The organism is Skermanella rosea, assembly GCF_016806835.2.
Classification (GTDB): Bacteria; Pseudomonadota; Alphaproteobacteria; order Azospirillales; family Azospirillaceae; genus Skermanella; species Skermanella rosea.
Window position 1 is genome coordinate 939,410 of record NZ_CP086111.1, and the last position, 20,184, is coordinate 959,593.

The window sequence follows — 20,184 nt, forward strand, 5'->3', positions numbered from 1 at the left end:
ATGTCCAAGCCCCCGACGCCGGTGTCGTCCCTCCTGAGGCGGTACATCGGGGTTCCCCCCTGCGTCGTCGAACTGGCCGTCCTGGGAGCCTTGGCTTCGGGCGGCATCCTGGTCCTGACCACCAGCAGCGCCGCGCTCTTCCTGGCCAAGGAAGGCAGCGACGCCATGCCGGTCTTCTACATCCTGCTGGCCGTGGTCTCGATCCCGCTGGCCTCGACCGTCTCGGCGGTGCTGTCGCGCTGGCTGACGCTCCAGGTTTCCGCCGCGCTGTGCCTCGCCTCCGCCCTCACGGGCGTGGCGCTCTGGGCGACGGTCGCGGCGGAGATCCCGGGCGCCACCCACGCCGCCTACATCGCGGCCTATAGCCTGGAGATCCTCTACGACACGCTGTTCTGGCTGCTCGCGTCGGAGTACCTGACGACGCTCGACATGAAGCGGCACGCGGCGCAGCTTGCCATGGCCTTCGGCGCCGGCGGCGTCGGCGGCGGCCTGATCGCCTCCGCGCTGTCCCAGTTCGTCGCGACCCAGGCGCTGCTGCTGGTAGCGTCGGCCCTGTTCGGGCTGGCCCTCCTGCAATGCCTGCGCATCGGGCGGCGACTCGAACGGCTGGGCGACGGGGAGGACGACGAGGACGAGGGCGGGATGCTGGACGCCCTGCGGTCCCTGGCCGGCACGGTCGCCGGGTTCCCGCTGATCGCCGCGATCGGCGTCGGCATCCTGCTGATGTCGACCTTGTTCTGCCTCCAGGACTATCTGGCGATGGTGGTCTACGCCGAAGCCTACGAGGACGAGGACGCGCTGGCCGGCTTCCTGGCACTCGTCTATTCCGCCCAGCAGGCGGCGGAGCTTGTTATCCTGGCGCTGTTCGGGCGGCTCGTCCTGGAGAGGGGAAGCCCGCTGCTGCGCAACCTGATCTTCCCGGTGACCACCCTGCTGAGCCTGGCGGGGCTCTTCCTGTTCTGGGGCCTGCCCGCCGCCGTCGTCATGCACATGAACGCCAACGCGGTGTCGAACGCGATCTTCGAGCCGGTCAAGACATTGAACTATGCCGCGATCCCCTATCGGGTGCTGGGGCAGGTCCGCATCCTGGTGGAGGGGGCCGTCTACCCCGCCGGCATAGCCCTGTCCGGCATCGGTCTGCTGTGGCTGCAGGGCTGGGCGGATCCGCGCACCGTCCTGCTGGTGACCATCGTCCTCGCGGCGCTGTTCGCCGCCGTCTGCGCTTCCATCGGCCTGGGCTTCCTGCCCAGCCTGCTGAAGAGCCTGCGAGGGCGTTCGGCCGGCCCGCTCGATTCCAGGCGGCGCGCGGGGATGCACCGGTTCTCCCGGTCCGACATCCTGGCGCTGCATGCCCATCCCGATCCCCAGGTCCGGCGCCACGCCGAGGAACTGGCCAGGAAGTTCGCTCCCGACCTGGTTCTCGGCGGCGGGGCAGGACTGCCCGCCCAGGCGCCGGCGTCATGGGGTGCCGTCGTCGCGATAGACTCCCTGCGCACCATCCAGGGGCTGGCGCGCATGCTGGAACAGGGATCGGCCGAGGCCCGGCAGAACGCGGCGGAGGCGCTGGGCCGGTGCGGCGACGCCGCCATCCCGGAAATCCTGCCGCGGCTGGTCTCCCGCCGACCCGAGGTCGCCAACGCCGCCGTGCTGGCGCTGGGCGCCATCGGGACGCGCCGCGCCCGGCGCATCCTGCGGGACCATCTGGCGCCGCTCTACCGGCAGGCCCACCACAATCTCCACGGCTTGGCCGCGGTGGCCGGGCTGTTCGACCCGTCGCAATCGATGGTCGACGTGATGGCGGCCGCCATCCGCGCGAGCAATCGGCGCATCATCTGGCGGGTCCTGATGGTCAAGGCGGCGCTGGGCAACAAGCGGGACATCAGGTTGCTCTACAGCCTGGCCCACTCCTCGGACGCCCGGGTCCGGGCGGATGCCATCGAGGCGCTGTCCAGCCTGCCGACCGGCCGGTTCATCCGCCCGGTGCTGGCCCTGCTGGAGGCCGGAGCGGACGACGCGCCGCCCGCCGCGGGCGGTCCGCAGGCGTCCCGGTCGCCGACCCAGGCGGCCGGCGCGGTGATGAAGGCGGCGTCGGCCGACCGCTGGACGCGCCTGCTGGCCGCCCGCCTGCTCGACGAGACCGCGGTCCCCGCCGCCGGAGAAAACGCCATGCTCGACCTGATCCTGTTCCTCAAGACGCTTCCCCTGTTCCAGGCGCTGACCCTGGAGGAGGTGGGCTTCCTGGCGGAGCGGGCGGAAACCGCGACCCCTACCGCGGGAACGTCCCTGTTCGAGGCCGGCGAGCCGATCCGCTGTCTCTCGGTGATCCGCGCCGGCACCGCCGAACTGCGGATCGACGGGGTGCCGGTGGATCGCATCGGCGCCGGAGCCGCGTTCGGCGAGACCGCGTTCCTGGAAGGCGCGAGCCACCCCTTGAGCGGCGTCGCCGTGACGGACATGGTCGTGCTGCGGTTCCACCGCGCGCTGATCGCCGACCTGGTCGCCGAACACCCCATGGCGCTGCCGCCGCTCCTCGCCGACTGGCAGCGCCGGCTCGCCCGCCTCTACGGCCGGCTGGCCGAGCAGACCGCGGCCGGTCCGGGCAGGACCGGCGCCAGGCTGCAGCTGATCCACAGGACCGATGTCCAAGCCGCCGTCACAGCCACCGCCGCAGCCACCGTCACCGCCACCGCCACCGATGTCCATGCCGCCGCCAGGCAGGGGAGCCCCGACGAATGCGCCTGATCCACCGTGTCATCCTCATCCTGTCGGCAGCGGCGCTCGCGATGCTGGTGGGCAACGCCCTGGTCGTCCACCTGATCGTCGGCAAGGAGTTCAGGTCGATCGAAAGCTCCCTGGCGGAGCGTAACGCCGACCGCGCGGTCGATGCCGTTTCGGACAACCTGGCCCACCTGCGCGGCTCGGCCCTGGACTGGGCCACCTGGGACAGCAGCTACGCATTCATGCAGGGCGAGGGCGTCCGGGAGTTCGTCGCGCAGAACCTGGTGCCGCAGAGCTTCCAGGGCATCCGGATCAACCTGATGTATTTCGTCCGGTTCGACGGCACGGTGGCCTGGGGGGACATCCGCGACCTCGCGACGGGCGAGGCCGTGGACTTGCCGGAAATGTCCAAGGAGCTGCTGACGCCGGCCCAGCTCGCCCTGTTCTCCACCGGGGAGGGGGACGTGGCCGCCACCCCGTCGGGCATCCTGATGACCTCCAGGGGGCCGATGCTGGTCGTCAGCGCGCCGATCCTGCGGGCCGACGGCACGGGGCCGGCGGCCGGCTTACTGCTGCTGGGACGCTTCCTGGATGCCGGCCTGGTGGACCGGCTCGGCCGGCAGGTCCATGCCCGTTTCACCCTCGATCCGATCGACGCCGCCGGCGTCAAGGTCTCCGGCGATGCCTCGGCCGGCCCGGCGGCGCCGGCGGTCCAGGAACCGACCGGGGAGCTGCAGCGGGACCGGAGGGCGGAGGCGCCGCGGAACCGGGAGGTCACGGTCGGGGAGGATCACCTGACGGTCCGCACGGTCCTCAACGACATCGCGGGCAAGCCCGCCCTGGCTCTGGAGACCAGTTACGCCCGCACCATCAGCGAGGCGGGCAGCAGCATGGTCAACTACGTGATCGCGCTGATGGCCGCCGTGCTGGCGCTCGCCGGCCTGGCGATCCTGCTGATGCTGAACCGGACGGTCGTCAAGCCGGTCGCCCGCCTGATGCGGCGCGTCCTGGAGGCGCGCGGCTGCACCGCCCCGGAGTCCGCCGCGTCGGCCAGGCTTTCCGCCGCCGGGGGAACGCCCGACGAGATCGTGATCCTGGAGAACGAGTTCGAGCGCACGATCCAGCAGCTCGACGAGACCCAGAAGCGGCTGGTCGAGCAGAGCTTCTATACCGGCATGGCGGAGCTCGTCGGCGGCATGACCCACAATGTCCGCAACGCGCTGACCCCGATCTCGATCAAGCTGTGGCATATCGGGCGGGCGCTCGACATGGCGCATCTCGACAGGATGGAGGCCGCCGTCGGGCGGGTCGAGGCGGCGACCGCCGACCGGCAGGACTGCGCGCTGGCGGTGACGTACCTGAAGGCCTGCATGGAGCATCTGCGTACCAGCCACTCGACGATCGAGACCGACATCGGCGTGATCGGCGACCAAGCGACCCAGATCGAGCAGATCTTCTATGACCATGAGCGTTTCAGCCGGGCAAAACGTCAGGTTGAGACAATCGACATCTCCCGCGTGGTCGACGAGGCCTCGAAACTGTTGCAGAATGGCGAGAAGATCAGGATTGCGGTGGCACCCGAAGTGGCGAAATTGCCGGCGGTTCGCGGCCATCACGTCGTCCTGACCCAGGTGTTCGGCAACCTGATCGTGAATGCCGAGGAGTCGATCCTGGCGTCCGGCCACGGCACGGGGACGATCTCGATCGATGGCGAACTGGTGAGGCGCGACGGCGTGGACATGGTGGAACTGCACGTTTCCGACGATGGGCAAGGTATTCCGGAGGACAAGCTGGACCGGATCTTCGAGCGCGGCTACAGCACCCGCCGGGTTCACAGCGGCGGCATCGGGCTGCACTGGTGCGCGAACAGCCTGGCGGGAATGGGCGGCGGCATCTGGGCGGTCAGCGACGGCGTCGGCCGGGGCGCGCGGATGGTGGTCCGGCTCCCGGCCAGGAAGAAGGTCTTCAATTTCGACAGCCTGAAAGAGACGGCATGAGACCGACCGAGCCCTTTCGCGTCCTGGTGGCGGATGACGAGCCCATGCTGCTCGACAGCTACCGCTATGTCATCGACGACCTGGCGCCGAGGCGCGACCGCGTCACCGAGATCGGGGAACAGCTTTTCGGCCGGTCGGAAGACCCCGCGAACCTGGAGGTGGAGCTGGTCTGCGTACGCCAGGGCGAGCCGGCGGTCGCCCAGGTCGTCGAGGGGCTGCGGACCGGCCGGCCGTTCGGCGCGGCGTTCCTGGACGTGCGGATGCCGCCCGGCATGTCCGGGCTGGAGGCGGCCAAGCGCATCCGGGAACTGGACGGCCTGATCAGCATCGTGATCGTCAGCGGCTTCACCGGGGTGGACGCGCGCGAGATCACCCGCGACATCCCGCCGGCCGACCGCCTGTTCTTCCTGGCCAAGCCGTTCCAGGCCCGCGAACTCCAGCAATATGTCCTGTCCTTCTCCGCCCGGCACGAGAGCGACCGGAAGATCCTGGAGGCGGAGGCCGCGCGAAGCCGGAGCCTGCACCAGTATTGCGGCTGAGGGTACGGCGGATCGGATATCCGGCCGGCCCGGACTCCTGGTTAACCGCTCGGAAATGCATTCCCGCTAGGCTGCGGCGGAAAGCCGCTCAGTCCTGCCAAGGGTTTACAGTCCCATGCGCCGTCCCGCCGCCGCCGTCGCCCTCCTGCTCGCCCTAGGCGCCTGCCAGGCCGTTCCGCCCAGGCCGGAGGCGACGCTTACCCCCCCTCCGGCTCCCGTCGCGGCACCGCGGTTCGAGGCCGTCCCCGGGAAATGGGTCGCGGCCAAGGCGGCCAACCTGCGCGCCGGGCCCGGCACGGATTTCCAGATCATCGGCGGTGTGCGGCCGGGCGACCCGCTCGACGTGCTGGGCCGGGCGCCCGGGACCGAATGGCTCGCGGTGCGGCAGGGGAATTCACAGGCATTCATCCATACGCGGCTGACCCACCAGACCGACGAGCCCCCGCCGGTGACCCAGCGGGTCGTCGTCGCGACGCCGGCCCCGATCCGTCAGGTCGCCCCGGCCGCGCCCGTGGCTGTCCCGGCACCGTCCGGCACGCCGGCAACCGTTCCGGTCGCCACGCCCGCCGCCCCGGCCGGTTCGGTCGCCCTGGTCGGTTCGCAGACCCGGACCGGGGCGGCGTCGAGGGGCGTCGGCGGATGGGTGGCGACCGGCGATCCCGTCCCGCTCAGGCCGATCGCCCGCTGACCGAGCGAAGCGCCGCCCGCCGCTTCGGCGCCGGCAGGGTGACGGTCACCGTCGTGCCGCGTCCCGGTTCGCTGGACAGGTCGAGCCGGCCGCCGTGCAGTTCCGCCAGCATCTTGGCCAGCGGCAAGCCGAGCCCGGTGCCCTGGTGGCGCCGCGACATCGAGTCGTCCAGCTGGCGGAAGGGCTCCAGGGCGATCCGGATATCCTCCGGCCGCATGCCGACCCCGGTATCCCGCACGCTGATCTCCAGCCCTCCCTCCGCCGGGAGGCGGACGGCGACATCGACGCGTCCCCCGGTCGGGGTGAACTTCACGGCGTTGGACAGCAGGTTGAGGATGATCTGGCGCAGCCGCACCTTGTCGGCGGTGATCTCGACCGGGTGCGGGGGCAGGTTGGTCTCCAGCGCCACGCGGCCCTGGTCCGCCTCGCTCGCCATCAGTCCGGCGCACGACTTAACCAGGGCGGAGACATCGACGGTTTCCGGGTGTAGCTCCATGCGCCCGGCTTCGACCTTCGACAGGTCGAGCACGTCGCCGATCACCTCCAGCAGGTGCGAGCCGGAGGTGTTGATGGCGGCGGCGTATTCCTTCTGCTTGGGCGTCAGCGGCCCGAAGAACTCGCGCAGCAGCATGTCGGAGAAGCCGATGATCGCATTCAGCGGCGTTCGCAGCTCGTGGCTCATGTTCGCCAGGAAGTGGCTCTTGACCCGGCTCGCCGCTTCCGCCTCGGCGCAGGCGTCGAGCGCCCGCTGTTCCGCAAGGCGCCGCGCGGTCACGTCGGTGTGGGTTCCGACCATGCGGCGCGCGGCGCCTTGGGCGTTGCGCGTCACGACCCTGCCGCGCGCCAGGATCCAGTGCCAGCTGCCGTCCTTCGCCCGCATCCGGTGCTCCACCTCGTAGACGGCGCTGCGGCCCAGGCGGCATTCGGCCAGGGCCTGCATCACCTCCGGCAGGTCGTCGGGATGGACCAGGCTCTCCCACGCACCCGTCCTGGGCGCGATCTCGTCCGGCCGGTAGCCCAGCATGGTAGCCCAACGCGCGCTGAAATGGGCCTCGCCGGTTTCGATGTTCCAGTCCCACAGCCCGTCGCGGGCCGCGTCCAGCGCCAGCGCCAGCCGCTCCTCGCTGGAGGCCAGATGCTCGGCGAACTGCCGGGCGCGCGACAGGACGAGGGCGAGCAGCAGCCCCATGATCAGCCCGACCACCAGGAGAGGGGGAAGGAACCAGTTCAGGAAGTCGCGTCCCGGGGTAGGCGGAATCCAGCTCAGCGTCGCCAGCGCGTTCCCCACGGGCGACCGCAAGGGTGCGGTCAGCGAGCCCGCTTTCTCCGCTTCGGGCGGCAGGAGCGCGAAGTCATGGACATGGGCGGTCTGGCCGATTTGGGCGAGGAACCTGTCGTCCATCCGGCGCAGGATGGCCAGCGTGCCGAGCGGCGGCGGTTCGGCGAAGTCGGTGCTGTCCATTTCCGGCGTGAAGCGCGAGACCGCCGCGACATGGAGGGAGCCGCCGAGATCAAGAACTCCCGTCGCCACCACGGGCTCCGTCGGCCCGGACGCCATGGCCTCGCGGATCATCCGGCGGAGGTCCGGATCGGCGCCGATCTCCTGGCCGCCCTCCGCCCCGCCCCCGAACCGGTCGTCGGTACGGCTGTAGATCTGCGCGCCGCCCTCGTTGAACACGAAGACCGCGGCCGCGCCGTGCTGGTCGATCAGGTAGCCGCCGAAGTCGCTGTCGGCGTAGTCTGCGTCGAACTCTATGAAGAGGCGGGTGATCGGCTCGTCCCACCAGGTATAGTCCTTGGCCAGCACCGCGAGCGCGGCCTTCTCCTCGGCCAGCGCATGCTCGACCATGCGCCTCGACTCGGCCGCGGCCTGCTTGTCTTGCCAGGACGCCGAGATGCTCGCCAGCCCGAAGATGGTCGCGGCGCCCACGGCGAACATGAAGACGACAGGTATTACCAGACGCCGAACGAGCGGTGAGCCCGGAAGCACCATCATCCAGCTTCCTCCAGAGAACACTATCGTCTCTTGTTCGACATTATTAAGGCCTTGCCGCCCTGATCAACAGTCTAAAGGTTCTCCTGCATCTGAGAAAGGTTATAGCGGGGGCGCCGGTGCAATCAAAACGTGGTACAGACAGGTCATTCCTGAAGTTGCCTTTCCCGCAAAGGTGACGTTTACGTTTGCGTCAACCGGGTCGTGGGCTTTGACCATCCGGAATGGGTTCCGCCCTCTTGTTCGCCGACATTCGTCAGGGGCGTCTCAGTCATCCTCCTCCATCACCTGCGCATGGGCGAGCAACGCCACCAGGCCCACTCCGCCGACGACGTTACCCAGCAGCGTCGGCAGCAGGAACCCGATCGCGTATTCGCCCCAGCCTACCGCTCCGGCGAAGGCGGCGTAGGCCACTTCGACCGATCCGGCGATGATGTGGGAAAGCTGCCCGAGGGCTACCAGATAGGTCAGCCCGATGATCACGAAGGGCTTCGCCGATCCGGCCAGGGGCAGCAGCCAGACCAGCAGGGCGATGATCCAGCCGGCGAAGATGGCCTTGGCGAAGGTGACGGCGGGACTCGGTTCCGCGGCATGGATGCCGAGTTCCAGGAACTGCTCCTTGGCTTCGGGCGAGAAGACCCCGGTCCCTTCGACGCAGAAGGCGAACAGCAGGGTGCCGAGGATGTTGGCCATGAAGACGATCGCCCAGAGCCTCAGCACGTCTCGCAGTCCGACCCAGCTCCGCTCGTACAGGAGGGGGAGGATGACGGTCAGCGTATTCTCCGTGAACAGCTGCTGCCGGCCCAGGATGACGATCAGGAAGCCGAAGCTGTAGCCGAAGCTGCTGATCAGGGGCCGCCACGGCTCGTCCGGCAGCCCCGCGCGGAGCAGCCCGTCGCCGACCATGGAGAAGCCCATGGAAAGCCCGGCCGCCAATGCCGACCACATCAGCGAGGAAGTCGGGCGGCGCAGCTCCTCCTCCCCCTCCTTCCGCACCGCCTCGTGGACGATGAGGGTGCGGGGGGCGGAAATATTGTCGACGTTCTCCTTCTCGCGCGAGGCGAGCCGCGAGGAGGGGACGTGCCGGGTATCTGCCATGGATGGGGTCCGATTCAACGAGTGACCCAGCCATAACGGATCGGAACGGCATTCGGCGGCCTGAAGGCCGGATGTCCCGGGACGATATGCCGGCGTCAGTCCGCGTCGGCGGTCTCCCCGGCGAGGGTCGGCCGGTAGAGGGATTGCGGCACCATGGGAATCGGCGAGCGTAGGGGCAGGGCCGGACGTGCGGCGGCGCCGGCGATGCCGCCCGGGACCGGGGCGCGCATCCGCGACGCCAGCTCGGCCAACTCGGGCTCGGGCGCGACTTCCGCCGGGATCAGGAACAGGCCGAGGCGGCGGGCCGCCAGCCCGGCGCTCCGGCCGCTTGACCAGCTCGTCAGGATCGGGCTGAGCACCAGGCCGGCGATGATCGGCGACATCCACCAGAACAGGACGGGACCGACCAGCAGGGCCGTCGAGGCCAGGACGAGGCCCAGGATCACATGCCCGGCGTGGCGCTGGAACGCCTCCGCCAGCCCGACGCCGCGATCGCCCCGCGGCTGGGCGTCCCAGGCGACGATGCGCCCGGCGAGGGTCGAGACGACGAAGCGCGTGTAATAGGCCATGTGGACCGGCGCCTGGAGCGTCGAGAACACCTGTTCCAGAAACGCGCTGGCCAGCAGGCGCGGGGCGCCGCCGAAGCCGGCCCGCGCCCTGGCGTCGGCCAGGACCGCCGCCAGGCTCAGCAGCTTGGGCAGGAACAGCAGCGCCAGGGTCAGGGCGAACATGGCGGCCGCCGCGGCCCCGGGGTTGAACAGGCCGGAGGTCAGCAGGCCGTAGCCGCCGCGCTCCTCCCCCAGGATGAGCTGGCCGGCCGACAGCACCAGGAAGGCGAACCAGACCGGGGCCGAGACGTAGCACATGATCCCCATCAGGAGATGCAGCCGCCCCGGCCAGCGGACGCCATGGGCCGGCAGGAAGCGCATGTGCTGGAGGTTGCCCTGCGCCCAGCGGCGGTCGCGCCCGGCATAGTCGATGGTGTTGGCGGGGATCTCCTCCCAGGTGCCGCCGAGCAGGGGAAGCACCCAGGTCTCCCACGGGCCGCGCCGCATCAGGCAGGCCTCGACCACGTCGTGGCACAGGATCTCGCCGCCCAGCGGGGCCTTGCCGGGCAGCACCGGCAGGTCGCAATGGTCCATGAAGGCCCTGACCCGGACGATCGCGTTGTGGCCCCAGTAATTGGCGTCCTCCTGCTGCCAGAAGTTCAGCCCCAGGACCGACAGCGGCGTGTAGAGGTTGGCCGCGAACTGGTGGATGCGCGCGAACAGCGTTTCCCGGTTCACCGGGTGGGACACGGTCTGGATCAGGCCGATGCGCGGATTGTCCTCCATCAGCCGGATCATGCGGCGGATCGTGTCGCCGCCCATCAGGCTGTCGGCGTCCAGAACCACCATGAAGTCGTACATATGGCCCCAGTTGGTGCAGAAATCGGCGAGGTTGCCGGCCTTCCTGCCGCCGTTGTCCTGGCGGCGGCGGTAGAAGACCGCCGGCAGCCCCGGTTTCCCGGCGAACTCCGCCAGCAGGGCGTCGTAGGCGCGCTCCTCCGCGCGCCAGATCGCCTCGTCCCGGGTGTCGCTCAGCACGAACAGGTCGATCCGCCCGACCGCGCCGGTCCGTTCCAGCGAGCGGGCCATGACGGCGACGGCGGCGAACACCGCCGCGACGTCCTCGTTGTAGATCGGGAGCACCACCGCGGTCCTGCCCTTGGGCGGCACCGTCACGTCGATGCCGACGGCAGCCCGCTCCAGCGGCGGGAAGGCCCGCCTGCCCAGGCAGTGCAGGACGAAGCCCAGCACCACCTGCCACCCGTTCAGCGCCAGCCAGCCCAGGTTGAGCGTGAACAGGATCACCAGTATCCAGTCCAGGCCGGTCCGGGGTCCGCCCATCGCTTCGGCCGCCAGCACCGCCGACAGCAGGGTCAGGAAAATCGCCGGGCCCAGAAACAAAGCCCTGCGCACGGCAAGGGGCAGGCGCGCGGAAGTCTCGGCCGAAGGATCGAGCGTCATGGAACAGGTGGCCTTCCGGGAAGTTATTGCTGGGCACGGCGCCCATGAACGGGGCCGGGGACAGGGCTTATCGATGAACCACCGCGCCGACGGTTTTATTCTGCGGAAACGGTCCTTTTCACGCCGGTCGTTCTTGTTCGGATCCGCCGGCGCGGCGGGTGCCCTTCTGGCCGGCGCCGGGACCGGCATGGCGGCTGAAACCGGCGGCGCGGGAGCCGGCGCGGATCAGGGTTTCGGGTTCGACCAGGTCAGGCGCATGGCAGTCGAGCGGGCGACACGGCCCTACGTACCGCCGGACGAGACCATGCCGGCGGTGCTGCGCGACATGACCTACGACCAGTACCGCGCGATCCGCTTCCGGCCGTCCGAAGCCCTTTGGGCCGATCGGGACGGTTTCAAGGCGCAGTTCTTCCATCGGGGCTTCCTTTATCGGCGGCAGGTCCGGGTCAGCGTCGTCGAGGGCGCCGCCGCGACGCCGGTGGACTACCGTCCGGACATGTTCGACCTGGGCGGTCTCGACGTCCCGGAACTGCCGGAGCTGGGGTTCGCCGGATTGCGGCTGCACCATCCCGCCGGCGGCGGCTCCACCGGCGACGAGTTCGCGGTGTTCCTTGGCGCGTCCTATTTCCGGCTGATCGCCCGGGGGCAGGAATACGGGCTGTCCGGCCGGGGCGTCGCGGTCAATACCGGCGGCTCCGAGCCGGAGGAGTTTCCCGATTTCACGGAGTTCTGGATCGAGCGCCCCGGGGCGGGGGCGGAGGAGATCACCGTGCTGGCGCTGCTCGACGGGCCGAGCATGGCCGGCGCCTTCCGGTTCCGGCTGCGGCCCGGCGACACCACCGCGGCGCGGGTCGACGCCTCCCTCGTCCTGCGCCGGCCGGTCGGCCGGCTCGGCCTGGCGCCGCTGACCAGCATGTTCCTCCACGGCGAGTACGGTCCGCGCGGTTTCGACGATTTCCGGCCGGAAATGCACGACAGCGACGGGTTGCTGATGCGGGACGGAGCGGGAGAGTGGAGCTGGCGCCCACTGGTCAACGGCCGGCCGGCGCCGCTCGCCACCGGCTATGCCATGGCCAGCCCGGGGGGCTTCGCGCTGATGCAGCGGGACCGCGATTTCGCCAGCTACCTGGACGTCCAAGCGATGCACGAGCGCCGGCCCAGCTTCTGGGTCGAGCCGCGGGGCGACTGGGGGCGCGGCGTTCTCGAACTTTATGAATTCCCGTCCCTGGAGGAGTACAACGACAACATCGTGGCCTACTGGGTGCCCGGATGGGCGCCGGAACCGGGCCGGCCGCTGGATTTCGGGTATGATCTGACCGTGATGGGCGGGGGGACCGGCCTGCATCCGCTGGGCCGGGTAACGGGCACGCGCATCGGCTCGGCCGAGCGGCTGCGGCCGACCGTGCCGCCCTCGCCGGAACGCCGGTTCTTCGTGGTGGATTTCGAGGGGGACGTGCTGCCCGGTCACGGTTCCGGCCTCACCGCCGACGTCACCGCTTCCGCCGGCGCGGTCGTCGAGCCGGTAGTCGAACATGTTCCGCAGACCGGCGGCTGGCGCCTGTATTTCGAGTACCGGCCGGGAAGTGGCGGGCCGGCCGAACTGGCGGCGCGGCTGATGCGGGGCGATCGGGTCATGACGGAGACATGGCGCTTCACCTGGTGACGTCCAGTCTCCCGGCGGCCAGTCGCTCCGCGGCCGCCGCCAGGCAGGCGGAGATTCGGCGCGCCACGTCGGGGCTGGTGCAGACATAGGTCGGGCTGGGATGCGGCATGGCGAGGCACGGGATGTTCCGGGCTTCCAGCAGGTCACGCGCGGCCTCGGCTTTCCGCCCGGCGGTGACGGCCAGTTCCAGCCGCGGCAGCAGGTCCAGGAACCCCGGCAGGTGGAGCACCCCCTCGGCGACCTGGGCCCGGGTCGGGTTGCGGTTGGGCGTGCCCGGAACCTGGATCAGCCACGGCACGATGTTCCAGATCACCGTTTCGGCACGGGCGATGCCGGCCTGGTCCAGGAACCGGAACAGGTTCGCCGCCGTCCCCGTGGGGTTGTCGCGCGACACGAACCCGGTGGTCAGCATCCTGGGTCCCGGCGTTTCCAGCAGGATCAGCAGCCGCGCCGTCACGCCGCCGTCGAGCGGATCGACCAGGGGAACAGGGCTGCCCATGCGGGCGGCGAGATCTCGCGCGTAACGGGTCAGTGGGCGTACATGGGTGCCCTCCGCCAGCGCCGCGCGCCGGGCCAGTTCGCCCGGATCGCGCAGTGCCTTGGGACGCGACGCTTGAGGCAGGACTCTGTTCGGATTGGCAGTCGAATCAGTCAATTTCGAATTTTATTTTAATTGATCGCAGGCATTCCGTAGTAGCGGACAGAATTTGACTCTCATTCCACAAAAGGAAACATAGTATCCGTGTTTAAATTTGGGTAGTCCGGATGAGCAAAACTTCTCACCTATTGGCGAATGTCCTGTTTGGATCTGCCAACCATCCTCCGTTCCCACTGATGCGAGCTCAACGTCGACGCTCCCGCGTTTGACGAAATTCCGGAGGATCTATGAGCGAGATGCCTGCACGCCGTCTCGGCGTTGCAATCGTTGGTTTGGGTGGGGCCGTCGCAACGACGGTCGCAGCCGGGCTGGAAATGATCCGCCGCGGCGCCGTCGACCTGTCGGGACTGCCGCTGGCCGATGCCCCCCACGCCGGACTGGCGCCTTACCAGAACATCAGCTTGGCCGGCTGGGATCTCTATCCGGACGATCTCGCCTCCGCCGTCAGGCAGCACGGCGTCCTGGGGCCGGCCGAACTGGATCTGGTCCGGACCGAACTGGAGGCGGTGCGGCCCTGGCCCGCCGTCGGCAACGTCAAGTTCTGCCGCAACGTCGCCGGCCGCGAGGGGGCGAACCTGACCTCAATGCGCGACCAGGTGGCCAGCCTGAAGGACGACCTGAACCGCTTCAAGGCGGACAGCGGCGTCGACAGCCTGGTGGTTGTCCACCTTGCCTCGACCGAGCGGCTGGTCGATACCACGCTGCCGCAGTTCGCGACGCCGGAAGCGTTCGAGATGGCCCTCGACGCCGACGATCCGGAGATCGGGCCGGCGATGCTCTATGCCTACGCCGCGATCACCGGCGGCATCCCGTACGGCAACTTCACCCCCAGCGTCTCGGCCGACATTCCGGCGCTGAAGGAACTGGCGCGGCGGCACGGCGTGCCGATCGCCGGCAAGGACGGCAAGACCGGGCAGACCCTGGTCAAGACCGTGATCGCGCCGGCGCTGCGCGGGCGCTCGCTGAAGGTGGACGGCTGGTACTCCACCAACATCCTGGGCAACCGGGACGGGCTGGCGCTGGACGATCCCAATTCGCTGGCGTCCAAGCTGGACACCAAGGGGTCGGTGCTCGACAGCATCCTCGGCTACAAGGTCGAGAACCACAAGGTGTTCATCCACTACTATCCGCCGCGCGGCGACGACAAGGAGGCTTGGGACAATATCGACCTGACCGGCTTCCTAGGCCACCGCATGCAGATGAAGATCAACTTCCTGTGCAAGGATTCGATCCTGGCCGCCCCGCTGGTGATCGAGATCGCCCGCTGCCTGGATCTGGCGAAGCAGCGCGGGCAGGGTGGCGTTCTGGAGGAGCTGGGCGTCTTCTTCAAGGCGCCGCTGATGGTCAACGGGGCCGAGCCGGAGCATGCCTGGCCCGAGCAGGAGCGTCGGTTCCGGGCCTGGCTCGACGGGGAGGGCGGTCGCGGAACCCCCGGCGAGCGCAGCGAGCAGTCCCTGAAGGCGGCCGCGGCGAGCCTTGCCGATGTCCGTTGACCGGGCCCTGATCCCGCTGCTGCGGGAAGTCAACGACCTGAAGCGCGTGCGGGCCGCCGGCATCGACGGAACGCTGGCCGCGTGCGCCTTCCGGCGCGCCTGGGCCCGGCTGGTGGCGGGGGATTCCCCCGTCACCGTTGCCCTGCGGGAAACCGCCCTGGCGGTGGCCGCCGCCCGGCTCGGCGGCATCGACCACGCCATGCTGATCCGCGCCGGGCTCGACGACGATGCCGCGACAGGCGTCCTGCGGAACGGCTTCGACGCCGTGGCCGGCCCGATCGACCCGATCCTGGCCGCCGCCCTGCGCCACCATCTGGGCGACCATGAACCCGCCCCCGCGGAGCCGCCGGCCTTCGTCCACGACCTGGAGCGCCAGCCGCGCGCGGGCGCCACCCGGCCGGGCCATCCGCGGCTGGTGCTGGAGCCGCCGGAAAGCCATGCCGACCACTGCTTCGTCACGGCCGTCTCGGCGGTGCTGGTCAGCCCGGCCTACGACGCCGATCCGACGGCGCCGTTCATCGCCGGCCTGTGCCACCATTTCCACAACGCCATCCTGCCCGACAGCGGCTTCGCGGGGGAGATGCTGCTGGGCGACCACCTGGACCCCGTCGTCAGGACCCTGACCTACGAGATCATCGCGACCTTGCCCGAGCATCTGGCCCACGCCTGCGAACAGGCGCGCAAGCTCCTGCCGCACGCGGAAACGCCCGAGGCCAAGGCGTTCCACACGGCCGACGTGATCGACCGCATCCTGCAGATGGACCACTACGCGCGGGTCGCCGGCTTCGAGCTGCGCCACGCGGTCGAGGAAATGGAACTGGTCCATGCCGGTCCGCTCCAGGACTTCCAGACCGGCATGCTGCGCGGCGTCGGGCTGATGCGGTGACGGAAGGTCTGCGACTGCTGAGCCCGACAACCGGCCGGCCGCTGCGCGCCGATGGTTCGGGCTGCCTCACCGACGGGACGGAGCGCTGGCCCGTGGTGGCCGGCATCCCGTTCCTGCGCACCGGCCGCGAGGGTTTGCGCGACGCGGCGCTGGCGGCGATCGACTGCGGCGACGGGCGCGCCGCCCTGGCGCTTCTGCTGCGCGACCAGGACGACTGGGCCCGCATCCCGCCTCCGTCGGTGGAGGAGGCCGGCCGGATCGCCGACGCGATCGGGCGCATGACCCTGCGCGAGGCCATGGCGGCGCTCAATTTCGGGCCGGTGACGCACTACTTCGCCCACCGCTGGTCGGCCCCGACCTTCCTGTCCGCCCTGGGGCTGCTGGAGGCGCGCTGGACCGACCCACCGCTGGTTCTGGAGATCGCCTGCGGCATCGGGCAGATCCTGCGCGACCTGGACCGGCGCGGAACGGCCGTGGCCGGGATCGACGTGGTCTTCGCAAAACTGTGGCTGGCCAAGGCCTTCCTGCTTCCCGACGCCCCGCTGGTCTGCGCCGACGTCACGTCCGGCATCCCGCTGGAGCTGCCGGAAGGATCCTCGATCCTGTGCCACGACGCCTTCTATTTCATGCCGGAGCAGGAACGGATCGCCGGCCACCTGATGCGGGCCGCCGGGGCCTCGGGATCGGTGCTGATCGGGCACGCCCACAATGTCCGGTTCGAGCACGGCATCGCCGGCCGTCCGCGGACGCCGGAGGAGTACGAGGCCCTGTTCCCCGGCTGCCTGCTGTACGACGACGCCGAACTGGCCCGAAGCCCGGCGCCCGCCCGCACGGCGGAGGAGTTGGCGACAGTCGAGGCGGTCTCGCTCGCCTGGAGTTCCCGGCCGGTCCCGCTCCGGCCGATCGACCTTCGCTCGCCGCTTCCCGGCGCGAGGCTCCGGCTCAATCCGCTGCTGGAGCGCGACGGGAGCCGGCTGCGGCCGGCCTGGCCCACGCCCGCCTTCGCCCGCGAATACGCGGCAGCCACATACCTGGAGGCCGATGTGCCGCCCGAAGACCTGCCGAAAGGCGTCGCCGGAAGCGATCCCCGAACTGCGGACCTGGCCCGGCGCCGCATCCTGCTCGACCTGCCGGAGCGCTGGTGATGGCGGGAGGGAAGCTTGGCTGGGCGGTGGTCGGGTGCGGCTGGGTGGCCCGCGACTATGTCATCCCGGCGATCCACGCGGCGTGGAACGGCCAAGTCGTCGCGCTGTGCGACCGCGACCCGTCAGGGCTCGGCGGCCTCGGCACCTCGGACCTGGCGGCGGTGCTGTCCGACCCCGCCGTCCAGGCCGTTTATGTCGCGACGCCGAACGACCAGCACATGCCGGTGGTCGCGGCCTGCGCCGCCGCCGGCAAGCATGTCCTGTGCGAGAAGCCGATGGCGACCCATTCGGCAGACGCGGAGATCATGGTCGCCGCCTGCCGGGAGGCAGGCGTGACCCTCGGCATCGCCTACGACCAGCGTTTCCACGCCGCGCATGTCCGCCTCCGCGAGCTGGTGGCGGAAGGGGCGCTGGGCACGGTGACCCAGGCCCGCATCTTCTACGCCTGCTGGCTGCCGCCGGACTGGAGCCCCACGGACCGGGGTTTCGGCGACCGTCGCACCGACAACTGGCGGGCGGACCCGCGGCGGGCGGGGGGCGGCGCCCTGTGGGACCTGGCGCCCCACGGCATCGACCTGCTGGAGGTGCTGCTCGGCAGCTCCTGGACGGAGCTCCGGGCGCTGGTCCAGCGGCGGGTCCATGACTATCCCGTGGACGACGGAGCCGTGCTGACCGGCCTGTTCCAGGACGGGACGCTGGGCACCATCCAGGTCGCCTACAACTGCCCCGACGCCTATCCCCGGCGGACGCTGGAACTGGTCGGGACGCGGGCGATGGCGGTCGCCGCCGACACCATGGGCCAGACGCCCGGCGGCACCCTTGCCCTGATCGACGCCAGGACCGGCGCGCGTTCCGAAGTGGCTGTTCCCGGCGCCGAGCGCAGTCCCTTCCTGAACCAGATCGAGGCGTTCGGCGACGCCGTCCTGGCCGGCCGGCCCTTTCCCTATCCCTCCGAGCGCGACCTGCGCCTCTTCACCCTGATGGAGCGATCATGCCGCTGACCCAGTATGCCTGCTCCCACTGCGGGTTCTGGCAACCCTGGTTCGCCGGGCAGGACCCGATCGGCTGCCCGGTCTGCATGGACGTGCGGAACGCCCTGCCGCCCGACGGCTGGGACTTCCGCACGGTCGCGGACCTGACCGGTAATGTCACCACCCACTGGGCCGAGGCGATGCCCGGCATCGTCGGCTTCTCCTGCGAGCCGGCCTTCGGGCTGGGCTCGACCGGATGGCTGCTGCTCCGCGAGGAGGGCAACATCGCCTTCGAGGGCGCGCCGTTCTACACGCCGGAGGCGCTGGACGAGATCGAGCGGCTGGGTGGGATCGGCATCCTGGCCGGCTCCCATCCCCACGGGTTCGGCGCGCTGTGGCAGCTGGCCGAGCGGTTCGATCCGACCGTGGTGATCCACCGCGACGGGCTGCGCTACACCAAGGCGTTCCGGGTGTCCTGGCCGGCCGACGACGTCCACGCGCTGGCCCCCGGCTTGACCATGATGGCCACCCAGGGCCACTACGAGGGCCATGCCGTGCTGCACGACGCGCCCGGCCGGGCGCTGTTCTGCGGCGACTGCCTGAAGGTGGACCTGGACGGCGAAGGCCGGCCCGTGGCGCTGAGCTGCCACAAGGGCTTCCATTACCAGATCCCGCTGAGCCATGACGAAGTGCGCCGCTACCGTGCCGTCTTCGCGGAGCTGGACTTCGACCATGTCTTCACCCCGTTCGAGCACGCCGCCGGGGTCACCCGAGCCCACGCGCTGGGCCTGTTCGACCGCCTGCTGGCGGGCGCGCCCAGCACCCGCCCGTTTCCGCTGGAGAGCCTCGCATGAGCCTGCAACCCGTCATCAAGGCCTATACGGAGAACCTGCCGCCGGGCGAACTGGAGCATTTCCGGGTGGACGGGCTGGACCGCATCGGCGTGCCGGTCGTGTTCGCCTGTCACCGCCAACGCGACGGGTCCCAGTTCGACAGCTTCGGCTATGGTGCCAGCTTCGACCAGGCGCTGGTCGGCGTGCTGGGCGAGCTGGCCGAGAACGTCCAGGCCGACACCGTGCTTCGGCGGGCCGAACGGGTGCGCGGCAGCTACGGCGACCTCGTGGCGGCCCGCGGGGAGCGCGGCGTCTGCGACCCGCTGACCCTTTGCCTGCCCGCCGGCTCCGACTATGCCCCGGACAGGCCGCTGACCTGGGTGGCGGCACGGCGCTTCCCTTCGGGCGAGCCGGTGCTGGTTCCCTACGAGTTCGCGGCCTGCTACCGGTCGCAGCTCGACGGCATCGAACCCCTGGCGACGCCGATCACCAACGGGCTGGGGGCCGGGGACTGCTTCGAGCGGGCGCTGGTCCACGGGCTCCTGGAACTGCTGCAGCGCGACGGCAACTGCACCGGCTTCCGCGCCATGGACCAGGGCCGCGTGCTCGACCTGTCCGGAGTCAAGGATCCCGACACGCTGCGGCTCCTGGCGCACCTGGACCGGCTGGGCATCGACGTGATCGCCAAGCTGGCCGCGACGGATTTCGGGCTGGTCAACCTCTATGTCGTGGGCTCGGACCGCGATGGCCGCTCGACCGTGCCGATCATGCAGACCGCCTGCGGCGAGGCCTGCGACCTGGACCGCGAGCGGGCGCTGAACAAGGCTCTGCTGGAGTTCTGCTCCAGCCGGTCGCGCAAGGCCATGTCCCACGGGCCGCTGGACCTCGTCGAGCGGATCGCTCCCGCGGGTTACCTGGACCGCTATCGCGCCCGCCACGTGGCAGGCGCCGAGGAGCCGCGCGCGGTCGAGGCCATGGCCGCCTGGTGCGGCCTGCCGGCCGGCGAGCTGCGCGGGATGCTGGAGGACACCGTGCTGTCCCGGCGGACGGTGGAGAGCTTCGCCGACCTGCCGTCCTCGCCCGCCGACACCCCGGCCGACCGGCTGGGACGGATCTCCTCCCTCCTGGCGGAGGCGGGGTTCGACATCCTCTACCTGGACCTGTCGCCGCCCGACGGCGCGATTTCCGCCGTCAAGGCGATCGTCCCGGGCCTGGAATGCGAGACCATGAGCTACCACCGCATCGGCGAGCGCGGCCTCCGCCGCCTGATGGAGCGGGGCAGCCCGCTCGCCGGCATCGGGACCCCGCCGGAGAGGGCCGCCGCCGTTCCGCTTCCCCACGAGGCGGTCGAGCGGCTGGGCGGCCCCGGCTGGCTCGATGTCGCCGGCATCGATCGGATCGTCGGCGGGCTTTACCCGCTCTACCGCGAGCCGGAAAGCCACGCCGTCCGCTTCGCGCTCGACTCCGCGAAAACCTGAAAAGAACAAAGCCGA

The 20,184-nt window shown here is 70.3% G+C and carries 15 protein-coding genes; 11 read left to right on the top strand and 4 right to left on the bottom strand.

The annotated features are described in order from the left end of the window. From JL101_RS04390 to JL101_RS04405, 4 genes are all read left to right on the top strand, one after another. Entirely contained in the window at positions 1-2,742 is a 2,742-nt protein-coding gene (locus JL101_RS04390) for a HEAT repeat domain-containing protein (RefSeq protein WP_203098329.1), read from the top strand. Beyond that, positions 2,733-4,715, top strand: coding sequence for a CHASE4 domain-containing protein (locus JL101_RS04395; RefSeq protein ID WP_203098328.1), 1,983 nt, complete (start codon positions 2,733-2,735; stop codon positions 4,713-4,715). The genes JL101_RS04390 and JL101_RS04395 overlap by 10 nt, the downstream gene beginning before the upstream one ends. Continuing rightward, a complete protein-coding gene (locus JL101_RS04400) occupies positions 4,712-5,254 on the top strand; it encodes a response regulator (protein ID WP_203098327.1) in 543 nt (180 codons plus the stop codon). The genes JL101_RS04395 and JL101_RS04400 overlap by 4 nt, the downstream gene beginning before the upstream one ends. 115 nt (positions 5,255-5,369) lie before the next feature. Continuing rightward, positions 5,370-5,942, top strand: a complete 573-nt coding sequence (locus JL101_RS04405) for an SH3 domain-containing protein (RefSeq protein WP_203098326.1) — start codon at positions 5,370-5,372, stop codon at positions 5,940-5,942. Here JL101_RS04405 and JL101_RS04410 read toward each other — a convergent pair. The 3 genes from JL101_RS04410 to mdoH form a co-directional block, all read right to left on the bottom strand. Beyond that, the gene (locus JL101_RS04410) at positions 5,923-7,938 is read right to left on the bottom strand and encodes a sensor histidine kinase (RefSeq protein WP_203098325.1); all 2,016 of its coding nucleotides are present in this window, start codon (positions 7,936-7,938) and stop codon (positions 5,923-5,925) included. The genes JL101_RS04405 and JL101_RS04410 overlap by 20 nt on opposite strands. Before the next feature lie 264 nt (positions 7,939-8,202). Continuing rightward, on the bottom strand, positions 8,203-9,033 hold the full coding sequence (locus JL101_RS04415) for a formate/nitrite transporter family protein (protein ID WP_203098324.1): 831 nt from the start codon (positions 9,031-9,033) through the stop codon (positions 8,203-8,205). 95 nt (positions 9,034-9,128) lie between these two features. Next, on the bottom strand, positions 9,129-11,042 hold the full coding sequence (mdoH, locus tag JL101_RS04420) for a glucans biosynthesis glucosyltransferase MdoH (protein ID WP_203098323.1): 1,914 nt from the start codon (positions 11,040-11,042) through the stop codon (positions 9,129-9,131). Positions 11,043-11,229: 187 nt separating this feature from the next. Here mdoH and JL101_RS04425 point away from each other — a divergent pair, with 187 nt between their 5' ends. Next, positions 11,230-12,705 (top strand): glucan biosynthesis protein, encoded by a 1,476-nt coding sequence (locus JL101_RS04425; protein WP_203098322.1) that lies wholly within the window; start codon positions 11,230-11,232, stop codon positions 12,703-12,705. Here the strand turns inward: JL101_RS04425 and JL101_RS04430 are convergent. After that, complete coding sequence (locus JL101_RS04430) at positions 12,695-13,360, bottom strand: uracil-DNA glycosylase (RefSeq protein WP_203098321.1); 666 nt, start codon at positions 13,358-13,360, stop codon at positions 12,695-12,697. The two genes, JL101_RS04425 and JL101_RS04430, sit on opposite strands and share 11 nt — an antisense overlap. A gap of 239 nt (positions 13,361-13,599) precedes the next feature. Between JL101_RS04430 and JL101_RS04435 the strand changes: the two genes are divergently transcribed. From JL101_RS04435 to JL101_RS04460, 6 genes are read left to right on the top strand one after another with little or no spacing between them, the layout of a single operon-like run. Beyond that, positions 13,600-14,856, top strand: coding sequence for an inositol-3-phosphate synthase (locus JL101_RS04435; RefSeq protein ID WP_203098320.1), 1,257 nt, complete (start codon positions 13,600-13,602; stop codon positions 14,854-14,856). After that, positions 14,846-15,742, top strand: a complete 897-nt coding sequence (locus JL101_RS04440) for an HD domain-containing protein (RefSeq protein WP_203098319.1) — start codon at positions 14,846-14,848, stop codon at positions 15,740-15,742. Before JL101_RS04435 ends, JL101_RS04440 begins: the two co-directional genes overlap by 11 nt. Beyond that, entirely contained in the window at positions 15,739-16,887 is a 1,149-nt protein-coding gene (locus tag JL101_RS04445) for a class I SAM-dependent methyltransferase (RefSeq protein ID WP_203098318.1), read from the top strand. The genes JL101_RS04440 and JL101_RS04445 overlap by 4 nt, the downstream gene beginning before the upstream one ends. Next, positions 16,887-17,888 carry a Gfo/Idh/MocA family protein gene (locus JL101_RS04450; RefSeq protein WP_203098317.1) on the top strand — a complete coding sequence of 334 codons (1,002 nt, stop codon included), beginning with the start codon at positions 16,887-16,889 and terminating at the stop codon, positions 17,886-17,888. Before JL101_RS04445 ends, JL101_RS04450 begins: the two co-directional genes overlap by 1 nt. Continuing rightward, entirely contained in the window at positions 17,879-18,712 is an 834-nt protein-coding gene (locus tag JL101_RS04455; protein ID WP_203098316.1) for an MBL fold metallo-hydrolase, read from the top strand. The genes JL101_RS04450 and JL101_RS04455 overlap by 10 nt, the downstream gene beginning before the upstream one ends. Beyond that, positions 18,709-20,169 carry a YcaO-like family protein gene (locus tag JL101_RS04460; RefSeq protein ID WP_203098315.1) on the top strand — a complete coding sequence of 487 codons (1,461 nt, stop codon included), beginning with the start codon at positions 18,709-18,711 and terminating at the stop codon, positions 20,167-20,169. Before JL101_RS04455 ends, JL101_RS04460 begins: the two co-directional genes overlap by 4 nt. The last annotated feature ends 15 nt before the right edge of the window (positions 20,170-20,184 follow it).

Coding starts and splice junctions, on each gene's coding strand:
- JL101_RS04455 (WP_203098316.1), top strand. CDS start 17,879: ATGCCGCTGACCCAGTATGCCTGCTCCCACTGCGGGTTCTGGCAACCC.
- JL101_RS04410 (WP_203098325.1), bottom strand. CDS start 7,938: ATGATGGTGCTTCCGGGCTCACCGCTCGTTCGGCGTCTGGTAATACCT.
- JL101_RS04415 (WP_203098324.1), bottom strand. CDS start 9,033: ATGGCAGATACCCGGCACGTCCCCTCCTCGCGGCTCGCCTCGCGCGAG.
- JL101_RS04450 (WP_203098317.1), top strand. CDS start 16,887: ATGGCGGGAGGGAAGCTTGGCTGGGCGGTGGTCGGGTGCGGCTGGGTG.
- JL101_RS04440 (WP_203098319.1), top strand. CDS start 14,846: ATGTCCGTTGACCGGGCCCTGATCCCGCTGCTGCGGGAAGTCAACGAC.
- JL101_RS04460 (WP_203098315.1), top strand. CDS start 18,709: ATGAGCCTGCAACCCGTCATCAAGGCCTATACGGAGAACCTGCCGCCG.
- JL101_RS04435 (WP_203098320.1), top strand. CDS start 13,600: ATGCCTGCACGCCGTCTCGGCGTTGCAATCGTTGGTTTGGGTGGGGCC.
- JL101_RS04395 (WP_203098328.1), top strand. CDS start 2,733: ATGCGCCTGATCCACCGTGTCATCCTCATCCTGTCGGCAGCGGCGCTC.
- JL101_RS04425 (WP_203098322.1), top strand. CDS start 11,230: ATGGCGGCTGAAACCGGCGGCGCGGGAGCCGGCGCGGATCAGGGTTTC.
- mdoH (WP_203098323.1), bottom strand. CDS start 11,042: ATGACGCTCGATCCTTCGGCCGAGACTTCCGCGCGCCTGCCCCTTGCC.
- JL101_RS04405 (WP_203098326.1), top strand. CDS start 5,370: ATGCGCCGTCCCGCCGCCGCCGTCGCCCTCCTGCTCGCCCTAGGCGCC.
- JL101_RS04390 (WP_203098329.1), top strand. CDS start 1: ATGTCCAAGCCCCCGACGCCGGTGTCGTCCCTCCTGAGGCGGTACATC.
- JL101_RS04400 (WP_203098327.1), top strand. CDS start 4,712: ATGAGACCGACCGAGCCCTTTCGCGTCCTGGTGGCGGATGACGAGCCC.